The organism is Paenibacillus camerounensis (assembly GCF_000723885.1).
Taxonomy (GTDB): Bacteria; Bacillota; Bacilli; order Paenibacillales; family Paenibacillaceae; genus Paenibacillus_AQ; species Paenibacillus_AQ camerounensis.
In genome coordinates, this window is sequence record NZ_CCDG010000091.1 from 1 (window position 1) to 9,425 (window position 9,425).

The window sequence follows — 9,425 nt, forward strand, 5'->3', positions numbered from 1 at the left end:
CATTCGTCGGCAGCGTCACAGGTGCTCGCTAGCACCCCCTGCACCTTCCGCAATCCCGGTGCTTTTCGCACTCCCTGCGCCTTCCGCATTCCCTGTGCTTTTCGCACTCCCTGCGCCTTCTGCATTCCCTGTGCTTTTCGCACTTCCTGCGCCTTCCGCATTCCCTGTGCTTTTCGCACTTCCTCCACCTTCTGCATTCCCTGTGCTTTTCGCACTTCCTGCGTCATCTGCATTCCCGGTGCCTGCAGCGGCTGCTGCTCCCTCGGCAGCTCCGCCGGATTTCACTGGCCTGCCGCTTGTCCCGGCAGACTCCGCGGCTTCCGCAGACTGCGAATCAAGAGCTGTGGCTGCCGTTTCTGCTGCGGTACGGGCCGCAGTGTTATTTTGTGTTCCGTCAGCTCCACGACCCGGGCCAGCCTGCTCCTTGCCGCCAGCGCCTTTGGCAGCAGCAGTTTCTCCGGCTTCATTCTCTGCCGGCAGCACAGCATCTTCTGCCAGACCGTTAGCAGCCCCTTGCGCACCTCCCAGCGCCGTCCGCGGCCCGGTTACCGAACGCCCGGATGCATTCTCATTTACCGCACCCTCCGTCCCGGCATGGCCAGCTACAGCCGGTCCACCGGCCTTTCCGTTGCCCTTTTCCTCTTCCTGCTGCACCCATGCTCCAAGCTCCGTTTCCAGCTTAGCCAGCAGCTCATGCAGCTTCGGCCCGAAAACCGCCTGCTGCAGCCCCCTCACGCTCTCAGCTGTAACCGGCAGCCCGCGTTTTACCGAAAGAACTGCCGACTCCAGCCATTCCGATGTCGGAACTCCCTGTGGTTTAGCATTCATAATAGCATCCAGCTTGGCGGCGTTCTCTTTGGTCAACGGCAGCCCTCCGGACTGCATTGCCTGGATAATCTCCTTGCCGGCCTTTGATTCCTTAAGACCCAGCGTTTCCAGCGCTTCGCCCATGCTTTGCGGCGAGAGTAAAGCAGCTTCACCGAGCGACACCGGCTTAAGCACCGGCAGCCCGCCTTCTCCGGGAGGCGCAACCTGCAGGGTCAGCGACTGGCCGGGCTGCAGAGGAGTCTCGAGCTCAGCCCGGACAGGGGTTCCTTGAATTTGTACAACCGCCTCTTTACCGGATTCCGATACACTCTGAACTACACCGCGGACAACCTGCCCTTCCTTCAGTTCAAGTGATTTAGCTTCACCCGGCCTGCTGTCGCCCAGCAGTCCGCGGAACAACGACCCGATGTTCATGCCGCACCTCCTTCTCTCTATAACTCTTCTCTTCTTCTATATCGACATTTGCCGGCCATTTCTTAAAAGCCTGGCGCTTCAAAATAAGGTTTGCTGCTCTGCCAGAATTTTCCCGATAAAGCTGCGCCGGTGCATCGGGGTCGGTCCAAGTGAAACAATCTGTTCCCGGTGCAGCTTGGTCGCATAGCCTTTATGTATTTTGATGCCGTAGTCAGGATATAATTCCTCCCAGAGGCCTTCACACAGCCGGTCCCTTGTAACTTTGGCGACAATCGACGCTGCAGCGATAGACTGGCTGTTGGCATCCCCCTTTATAATCGCCTGCTGCGGCAGCGGCAAGTCCACCTTTTCCGCATCTATAAGCAGATAATCTGCAGCCTCACTTAAGCCCTCGACCGCCTTTTTCATCGCCAATCTAGAAGCCTGCTTAATATTAATTTCATCAATAATTGCAGACTCCACATGACCCACACAGACTGCGAGCGCCTGTTCCATAATGATCTCGTACAAGGCATCCCGCTTTTTGGCCGTCAATTTTTTTGAATCATCCACTCCGTCTATAATCAGGCCCTCCGGCAAAATAACCGCCGCAGCCACTACATCCCCAAACAAACAGCCCCTGCCCACTTCATCCACACCGGCTATCCGGCGGTACGACTGCTCCCAGCCTGCTTTTTCAAAACTTAACATATCTATACTGCTCATTTTCTCCCCACCGCCATGTCCATTTTTCTTGCTTTGTTCATCCAGCTTATCATACGAGGACTTCCGGGGTCATCCTTCTTTATCCTTATAATCAGACCGGCCGCCTCTCCCGCCAACAAAAAAAGCCACCCGGTAATCCGGATGGCCCTCATCTCTAATTAACCTTACGGTGTCTCCAGCGTAAATGTGCCCAGCTTACCGGCACGCAGCTCGTGCAGCAGCGTCCGGGACGCCTTCTCCAAGTCGACGCGGCCGCCGCTGATCAGACAGCCGCGCTTACGGCCGACAGCCTCCATAACAGCCACAATTTCGTCCGGATTTTCCACATCCTCAGGAAGCTTGTCAATGCCGAAGCGCTCCTGGAACCGTGAACCGTAATCCTTGATCAGATATTTCACCGCATAATAGGCGATATCTTCAACGTTAAGAACCTCTTCTTTAATCGCTCCCGTAATCGCCAGACGGTAACCCACTTCCTGGTCCTCAAACTTCGGCCATAGAATCCCTGGAGTGTCAAGCAGCTCCAGTGTGCCGTCCGTCTTAATCCACTGCTGGCCTTTGGTCACACCCGGGCGGTCGCCGGTCAAGGCGATACTGCGTCCCGCCATCTTATTGATCAGCGTCGATTTGCCGACATTCGGGATGCCGACAATGAGTGCACGGTTCGCCCGCGGGTTCATTCCCTTGGCAATCTGCCGGTCAATCTTCTCCTTCAGCAGCAGCTTGACCTGTTCAGGTATCCCCTTAATGCCTGTCCCTGTAGAAGCATCCACCGGATGGGCTACATGACCTTCAGCTCTGAAATGAGCCAGCCACTTGCGTGTCGCTTCAGGATCGGCCAAATCGCTCTTATTCAGAATGATTAATCTGGGTTTATCGCGTAAAATATCATCAATCATCGGATTGCGGCTTGAAAGCGGCAGGCGGGAATCGAGCAGCTCAATTGCAACGTCAATCAGCTTCAGCTTGTCCTCAATTTGCCGTCTAGCCCTTGTCATATGACCGGGAAACCATTGAATGGCCATTGCCGTCACCTCCTCTGACTTACTGTCAGCTTAATTTAGTGGTTAATAATAGATATATCCTTGACCGGCCAGAAAATCAGATCTGCACGGCCGACAATATCGCCCAGCGGTACGTAGCCGATCATCCGGCTGTCCGTACTGTCAGAACGGTTATCTCCCATAACAAATATATGCCCTTCCGGTACAGTACCGTCGGGAACCTCTTCATTCGGGAAGTCTTTGTTATTATAAAGGGAGTTATTGGCGTGTCTGAGATCAATAGCTTCCTGGATATACGTTTCGTCAACAGGCTCGCCGTTAACTGTAACAACATCCCCTTCAACCTTCACTGTATCTCCGGCTACCGCAATAACCCGCTTAATGAAATCTCTGCCTTCAGAAGGCACATGGAACACAATGACCTCACCGCGCTGCGGGGAGCGGATATCATACAGAATTTCATTTACAATAACCCGTTCACCTGTATGAAAATTCGGCTGCATTGAAGGTCCGTCGACTATAAACGGCTTGAACAAAAGCCATCTAATCAGAAACACCAGAACCAATGCAATTGCAATCGCCTTAATCCATTCCAGTACTTCATTTTTCTGTTTCTGGGGGGGCTGGCCGCTCTCGTCCAGTGCGTCCCCTTGTCCCTGCTGCAAATCCTGCTGCATAGTTCACCGTCCTCTCTTTATGCTACTCTCACGATACATCCACTATACAACAAAAAAACTCCTGCCAAAAACTCCTCCACGAATACTCCTTCAGGAGGCCTTTTCGGAAGAAGCTGATCCTAAGGCATATATGTTCAAGTCTGGCTTTGTATAAAAGGACCGGGGATGCCGGTAAGAATAAAGAAAGGGGCTTGAATTCAAGCCCCTTTCTTTGCCGCTAATTCTAGCGACGGATTTCTTTAATTCTTGCTGCTTTACCGCGAAGATCACGCAGATAGTACAGTTTCGCACGGCGAACTTTACCACGGCGGGCAACTTCAAGTTTCTCGATCTTAGGCGAGTTGATTGGGAATGTTCTTTCCACACCAACACCGTAAGAGATTTTACGAACTGTAAAAGTCTCACTGATTCCACCGCCGCGGCGTTTGATTACAACGCCTTCGAACAACTGGATCCGTTCACGAGTTCCTTCGATAACTTTTACATGCACCTTCAAAGTATCACCTGGACGAAAACTAGGGATATCTTTACGAAGTTGCTCTTGTGTAATAGCTTGTAGGATATTCATTTAGGACTTCCTCCTTCCGTACAGGTGTTCTTGCCTCTTCCGGAGAGACCCATTGCTCTCCCTCATTATCCGCAGCGGACCACCGTATTCCACACAACAGAAATAATAATATCACAAAATATAGGCAAGTGCAATATCATTATTTGCAGTTTATAGCGGCAGCATATCCCTCTTCTTAGCCTTCATTTTGCAGTCTTTACACAGCCCTACTACACTTCCGTCATCCTGGGCATAAAAAATCAGCTTGCCGTTCTTTTTCTTGCAGGAAGAGCACGGCTGCTCTACCGCACTTTGCTTTGCTTTGCGGTGTCTGTCCATGGATATAACATTACTGGCTGTACCCTCTTTCGGCCCCTCCGGCTTGCTGCTGCGGCTCCGGGATCTGAAAGAAACAGCAACAATAACAAGCAACACTACAATTAAGGCTGCATATAGCATTCGCTCATCCGCTCCCTTGACCTTTAATGGCCGCGTGACTGACGGTCTTCTGCCGGCAAGCTCCGCTGCTCATGACAGATAATCTTTAGGCCATTTTACCATAAAAAAGGTTCAATATACAGTTATCCGCCCGCCCCCGACTTTGGTCCAGTGAACAACCCGCCTACAGCCTGTTATCCAATTATTTACCATAATATATACTATTGGTATACATAAGCTTTTTAGAAACTTTATTTTCCGGAGGGACTATACTTTGAGAAAAAAACATAACACAGCAATTGTTGCGGCCGTCACCGTATTTTCGCTTGTTCTGCTTACCGGCTGCCGCGAGCTTCCCGGTAAGGAAGCAGCTGATCAGCAGCTTGAAGAAAGCTTGTCCAGTAACAGCAGCACAGGCTTTATCGAATCATTAAGTATGGATCTGGGCGGGGCCGCAGAGGATATCGGCAAGGGAATTGCTGATGCAGCAGACATCGTGCAGGAAGCCGTCCAGGACACTGCCGCAGAGCTCGCAGAACAGATAGACGAGAACACCCTGCAGCAGGAGCTTACAACCTCTCTTCCGGCAGGAAATTCTACTAAGGTTCATCTGGATAATGCGGTAGGCAGGGTAGAGCTCTTCTCCGCACAGGGAGATAGCATTAATGTATCTGCCACAATAGTTGCCCATAACCCGGTGACGCGCACAACAGACCTTAAGATCATTGATAACGCAGAGGTTTCTATTGAGAATGAAGCCGGCAGGCTCACTGTCTCCACCCATTCCAAGGATAATCCGGATAAGGACCTTTGGACATGGGCTCAAAAGGAATACGGCCATTCCGAGTTTAGCATCAATTATGTAATTGAAATTCCCGCCACTATCACTACCTATGACATTACCAGCAATGTCGGTTCAATAGAGCTTAACGGACTCGAGGGCAGCTTCGATGTTACCAGTGATGTAGGCACCATTACACTGAAGAATGCAGTCATTACCGGCAAATCGAAGGTTCAGACCGATACAGGAAGCATCGTCCTCAGCCTTGAAGGAATGGAGACAGGCAGCAGTCTGAAGGCCAGCAGCGACATCGGCGCTATCAAGGCCAGCCTCGCCGCCGGGCTTAAGTGTACCGTGAAGGCGTCGAGCGAGTTAGGCTCCGTCAGCGGAGCTGCAGAGGGCAAACAGGATTACAACGGAGGCGGACCGCTGCTCTCACTTTCTACGGAAATTGGTGCTATATCAGTCGTACAATAATAATACAGTCAATAACTAAAAGCGGACTGCCGGAAATTTCCGGACAGTCCGCTTTTTTGTCAGATCAGAGCTATAGCCAGCAGTGTAAACAAGCTCAAGGTTAAAATCTCGCTGCCGTAACCGTAATATCCGCCGTATACGCTGCCGGGATAAAAAGCCGAAGTTTGCATCCGCCCGTTGCCTTTTGTTTTCAGATATACATTATTCCGGTCGACATCGACAATAATACCTTCATGCTTTTTTCCGTCATTAGTCATGATCCGCACCCTTTTGTTTTTGCAGTGCAGACAGTTGTAATAAGCTTCCATCAGAATAACCCTCCTCATTCGTTTGCTGTAGTTTATGAGAGACGTGATATTGCGGCAACGGCAGGGGTACAGGTATACGGCAGCAGCCATATTTTTTTTGATTTCAGCGAAGAATGTGAACTTAATGTGAAATAAATTACTTGTGAACAAAGTGTGTCTTTTCCGGCGAAAAAGGTTTATAATGAATACAAATAGTAAAACGCTTTCGGACTCGTACATCTACTATTACAACTACTATGAGGAGGCAGGAATCATGAGCGCAGCAAGCAGAAAATTTATGAATGAAGGGGTCCTCCGGATCGCTATTTTCATCATGTTCGCGTCCCTCACCTATAGCGTGCGCAATTACACCTGGGCCATTGTTGCCCTGCTGGCAGTGGGAACCTATTCCCTGGTCACCGGCATCATACAGCTGAAACGCAGCCGGAATACTATAGAATAGCCGGACAGTTCACACAACAAAAACCGCTTCCTCAGGACTTCCCCTCCTGCAGAAAGCGGTTTTTGTTCGGAATAACTGGGCAAAAATATTATTACAAATTATTGTTTAAATTTTATAGATTTTCGAAGTGGGCTATGCTATACTCTTGGCACAAGGAAAGGAGGTGCGTTCACATCAATCATGATATGCTGAACGTATCCCTTACCCGGACCAACGGCTGATAGCTCAAGCTTTGGTGGCGCGGGATACGGATCACAGTTTTACAAAGCGCCTCGGGTAAAGAGACCGTCTTCGGACGGTCTCTTTTTATGTTATTTGAAATTCGTCAACCGGCGGCACAGACTCACCAAAAAAAGCTTTAAAGCTGCACCCGGCCGGGAACAGCTTTAAAGCTTTTGTGTTAACCTCTACCTTATTGAATCCGTTACCGGGTCATTCATATGGAGAATTTGGATTTACGGTTTGTGTAGAACTCAATAATATCATTGACGGTGCGGAGCGGCTCCGCTTCCTTGTGGACAGTGTCCACGTCAGGCTTGAGCGGTTCATGCGTATTCGTAGTCACTTGTGTTCATTCCTTTCGATAGTTAAGCTGCTTATGCGGGAGTAGTATTATTACGGCACCTCTATTCATTACCCTAAAATAAGGATACCAACGCACATTTGCTCTCATTTTTTTGTGAAGCTTCTGTGTCTCTTATCTCTTGTATCTTGTCTCTTATCTCTGCTCTCGCAGCGCCTGAATTTGCTCCACTGAGATTTATATAACCATTTGAACATAACAAAAAACGCCTCCTCAACGTAATATACGTTAAACAGACGTCTGATATGACTATTATTAGAAAAATATGCTCAAGCCTGCTCCCGCTGCTTCAGTGCCTCCAGCGTCTTCTGATCCTTTGCCGTCAGCTCAGCTGTCTCCAGCAGATCGGGTCTGCGCTCCAGCGTTCGCTGCAGCGCCTGCTCACGCCGCCATAGCTCAATATTGGCATGATGGCCGCTCAGCAGCATATCCGGCACCTTCCAGCCGCGGAATTCTGCAGGACGTGTATAATGCGGGTATTCCAGCAGCCCCGTGCTGAACGAGTCTGTAATGGCTGAGGTCTCATTGCCAAGTGCTCCAGGCTGCAGCCGCACTACAGAGTCTATAACCGTCAAGGCCGGCAATTCTCCGCCAGTAAGCACATAATCTCCGATCGACAGCTCGTCGGTTACCAGATGCTCTCTGATCCGCTCGTCATAGCCTTCATAGTGGCCGCAGATAAAGATCAGATGCTGTTCCTTAGCCAGCTCTTCCGCTATTTTCTGGTTATAGGTCTTGCCTTGCGGGCACATAAGAATAATCCGCGGCTTCACCCGGGCCTCTTCTTCCACAACAGAATTGTCCTCTTTAAGAGACTCTGCCGTAACCGGAGGAATCCCCAGTACATGCTCTACCGCTGCAAAGATCGGGTCCGGCTTCAGCACCATCCCCCCGCCTCCGCCATATGGCGTGTCATCTACGGTATTATGCTTATTACCGGAAAAGTCACGGAAATTGACTGCGTTCAGCGAGACGATCCCTTTATCACGGGCTTTGCCCAGAATACTTGTGCTGAATACCCCTTCACACATTTCCGGGAAAAGAGTCAGCACATCGATCCGCATCATGGCAGCAGCCCTTCCATCAGATGCACCGTGATTTTTTTGGCGGCAGTATCTACATCCAGCACGACATCGTCAATGACAGGAATCAGAATATCCTGTCCCTTGGCAGGTTTTACTACCCAGACATCATTAGCGCCCGGCTGCAAAATATCTGTAATCGTTCCCAGCGGCTTGTCCGCATCCTGATCGGTATATACTTCGCAGCCCACGATATCATGGAAATAGTATTCGTTCTCCGGAAGCTCGACCAGATCATCCCCTGGAACCTTCAGCATACTGCCTTTATACTTTTCAATCTCGTTAATGTTGGTGTAGCCCTTAAGCTTGGCGATATACATCCCCTTATGTTCTCTTGCCGACTCCACAATAACCTCGAATCTAGGACTGCCGTCTGCCGGAATAACTATCATTTTTTTGCCGGGTGCAAATCTTACTTCCGGAAAATCCGTATGGGACAAAATTTTAATTTCCCCGCGGATGCCATGTGTGTTGACCAGCCTGCCTACCGTTAATTCTTCTGCCATTAAATCCACTCCTTTATTAATATCATTTATCTATATTTGAACAAAAAAGAGCCGGGATATACTATCCCTAGCCCCTTCTTGTGCGTATCAGTTAAGATAAAATATCTACGGTTACGCGTTTATCGCTCTTGACTGCTGCCGATGTGACTACTGTACGGAGCGCTTTGGCGATCCGGCCCTGCTTGCCGATAACCTTACCGACATCATCAGGATGTACGGAGAGCTCATATACAATCAGGTGGTCCTTCTCCACAGTCCGCACCGTCACATCCTCTGGATGATCCACTAAAGCCTTAGCAATAACTCCAACTAATTCTTCCATAGAGGACCCTCGCAATCAGTCATTATTTCTGTTGCTTCAGCTCATGGAACTTCTTCATCACGCCTGCTTTGGAAAGCAAGTTGCGAACGGTATCAGATGCTTGTGCACCTGTCTGAAGCCATTTAAGAGCTTTTTCCTCATCGATCTTAACTACTGCCGGTTGTTCAATCGGATTATAGTAACCGATTTCCTCGATAAAACGACCGTCACGAGGGGACCGGGAATCGGAAACCACTACACGGTAGAAAGGCGCTTTATATACATCTCCAAGCTCACCAAACGAGACACGTACTCCAACGAAATCTTCTGCT

The 9,425-nt window shown here is 49.8% G+C and carries 14 protein-coding genes; 2 read left to right on the top strand and 12 right to left on the bottom strand.

Annotated features, from left to right (window positions below; translation table 11 throughout):
- Nucleotides 1–15 precede the first annotated feature (15 nt).
- The 6 genes from BN3772_RS27595 to BN3772_RS27620 all read right to left on the bottom strand — a co-directional run bounded on the left by BN3772_RS27595 (nt 16) and on the right by BN3772_RS27620 (nt 4,634).
- Nucleotides 16–1,242, bottom strand: a complete 1,227-nt coding sequence (locus BN3772_RS27595; protein ID WP_052380728.1) for a hypothetical protein — start codon at nt 1,240–1,242, stop codon at nt 16–18.
- 78 nt (nt 1,243–1,320) lie between these two features.
- Nucleotides 1,321–1,992, bottom strand: a complete 672-nt coding sequence (locus BN3772_RS27600; protein WP_280114402.1) for a ribonuclease HII — start codon at nt 1,990–1,992, stop codon at nt 1,321–1,323.
- Between the two features lie 119 nt (nt 1,993–2,111).
- A complete protein-coding gene (ylqF, locus tag BN3772_RS27605) occupies nt 2,112–2,972 on the bottom strand; it encodes a ribosome biogenesis GTPase YlqF (RefSeq protein ID WP_042177573.1) in 861 nt (286 codons plus the stop codon).
- A gap of 35 nt (nt 2,973–3,007) precedes the next feature.
- Nucleotides 3,008–3,628: a signal peptidase I gene (gene lepB, locus BN3772_RS27610; RefSeq protein WP_042203584.1), complete on the bottom strand. Its 621-nt coding sequence runs from the start codon at nt 3,626–3,628 to the stop codon at nt 3,008–3,010.
- 223 nt (nt 3,629–3,851) lie between these two features.
- Nucleotides 3,852–4,196 carry a 50S ribosomal protein L19 gene (gene rplS / locus BN3772_RS27615; protein ID WP_042177579.1) on the bottom strand — a complete coding sequence of 115 codons (345 nt, stop codon included), beginning with the start codon at nt 4,194–4,196 and terminating at the stop codon, nt 3,852–3,854.
- Nucleotides 4,197–4,346: 150 nt separating this feature from the next.
- The gene (locus BN3772_RS27620) at nt 4,347–4,634 is read right to left on the bottom strand and encodes a hypothetical protein (RefSeq protein WP_042203585.1); all 288 of its coding nucleotides are present in this window, start codon (nt 4,632–4,634) and stop codon (nt 4,347–4,349) included.
- A gap of 253 nt (nt 4,635–4,887) precedes the next feature.
- Between BN3772_RS27620 and BN3772_RS27625 the strand changes: the two genes are divergently transcribed.
- Nucleotides 4,888–5,871: a DUF4097 family beta strand repeat-containing protein gene (locus BN3772_RS27625; RefSeq protein ID WP_042203587.1), complete on the top strand. Its 984-nt coding sequence runs from the start codon at nt 4,888–4,890 to the stop codon at nt 5,869–5,871.
- A gap of 59 nt (nt 5,872–5,930) precedes the next feature.
- Here the strand turns inward: BN3772_RS27625 and BN3772_RS27630 are convergent, their stop codons facing one another.
- Nucleotides 5,931–6,179 (bottom strand): LSm family protein, encoded by a 249-nt coding sequence (locus tag BN3772_RS27630; RefSeq protein ID WP_042177587.1) that lies wholly within the window; start codon nt 6,177–6,179, stop codon nt 5,931–5,933.
- Nucleotides 6,180–6,432: 253 nt separating this feature from the next.
- Here BN3772_RS27630 and BN3772_RS27635 point away from each other — a divergent pair, with 253 nt between their 5' ends.
- Nucleotides 6,433–6,621, top strand: coding sequence for a hypothetical protein (locus tag BN3772_RS27635; protein ID WP_042203589.1), 189 nt, complete (start codon nt 6,433–6,435; stop codon nt 6,619–6,621).
- A gap of 436 nt (nt 6,622–7,057) precedes the next feature.
- Here BN3772_RS27635 and BN3772_RS31610 read toward each other — a convergent pair whose 3' ends face one another.
- The 5 genes from BN3772_RS31610 to rpsP form a co-directional block, all read right to left on the bottom strand.
- Complete coding sequence (locus BN3772_RS31610; protein ID WP_260509852.1) at nt 7,058–7,186, bottom strand: hypothetical protein; 129 nt, start codon at nt 7,184–7,186, stop codon at nt 7,058–7,060.
- Nucleotides 7,187–7,473: 287 nt separating this feature from the next.
- Nucleotides 7,474–8,268, bottom strand: coding sequence for a tRNA (guanosine(37)-N1)-methyltransferase TrmD (gene trmD / locus BN3772_RS27640; RefSeq protein ID WP_042203600.1), 795 nt, complete (start codon nt 8,266–8,268; stop codon nt 7,474–7,476).
- Nucleotides 8,268–8,792 (bottom strand): ribosome maturation factor RimM, encoded by a 525-nt coding sequence (gene rimM, locus BN3772_RS27645; RefSeq protein WP_042177592.1) that lies wholly within the window; start codon nt 8,790–8,792, stop codon nt 8,268–8,270. Before rimM ends, trmD begins: the two co-directional genes overlap by 1 nt.
- 91 nt (nt 8,793–8,883) lie before the next feature.
- Nucleotides 8,884–9,114, bottom strand: coding sequence for a KH domain-containing protein (locus BN3772_RS27650; RefSeq protein WP_019910364.1), 231 nt, complete (start codon nt 9,112–9,114; stop codon nt 8,884–8,886).
- A 22-nt stretch (nt 9,115–9,136) separates the two neighbouring features.
- Nucleotides 9,137–9,349, bottom strand: coding sequence for a 30S ribosomal protein S16 (gene rpsP / locus BN3772_RS27655; protein WP_086074789.1), 213 nt, complete (start codon nt 9,347–9,349; stop codon nt 9,137–9,139).
- Nucleotides 9,350–9,425: the final 76 nt, after the last annotated feature.

Coding starts and splice junctions, on each gene's coding strand:
- BN3772_RS27595 (WP_052380728.1), bottom strand. CDS start 1,242: ATGAACATCGGGTCGTTGTTCCGCGGACTGCTGGGCGACAGCAGGCCG.
- ylqF (WP_042177573.1), bottom strand. CDS start 2,972: ATGGCCATTCAATGGTTTCCCGGTCATATGACAAGGGCTAGACGGCAA.
- lepB (WP_042203584.1), bottom strand. CDS start 3,628: ATGCAGCAGGATTTGCAGCAGGGACAAGGGGACGCACTGGACGAGAGC.
- rplS (WP_042177579.1), bottom strand. CDS start 4,196: ATGAATATCCTACAAGCTATTACACAAGAGCAACTTCGTAAAGATATC.
- BN3772_RS27620 (WP_042203585.1), bottom strand. CDS start 4,634: ATGCTATATGCAGCCTTAATTGTAGTGTTGCTTGTTATTGTTGCTGTT.
- BN3772_RS27630 (WP_042177587.1), bottom strand. CDS start 6,179: ATGGAAGCTTATTACAACTGTCTGCACTGCAAAAACAAAAGGGTGCGG.
- BN3772_RS27635 (WP_042203589.1), top strand. CDS start 6,433: ATGAGCGCAGCAAGCAGAAAATTTATGAATGAAGGGGTCCTCCGGATC.
- trmD (WP_042203600.1), bottom strand. CDS start 8,268: ATGCGGATCGATGTGCTGACTCTTTTCCCGGAAATGTGTGAAGGGGTA.
- rimM (WP_042177592.1), bottom strand. CDS start 8,792: ATGGCAGAAGAATTAACGGTAGGCAGGCTGGTCAACACACATGGCATC.
- BN3772_RS27650 (WP_019910364.1), bottom strand. CDS start 9,114: ATGGAAGAATTAGTTGGAGTTATTGCTAAGGCTTTAGTGGATCATCCA.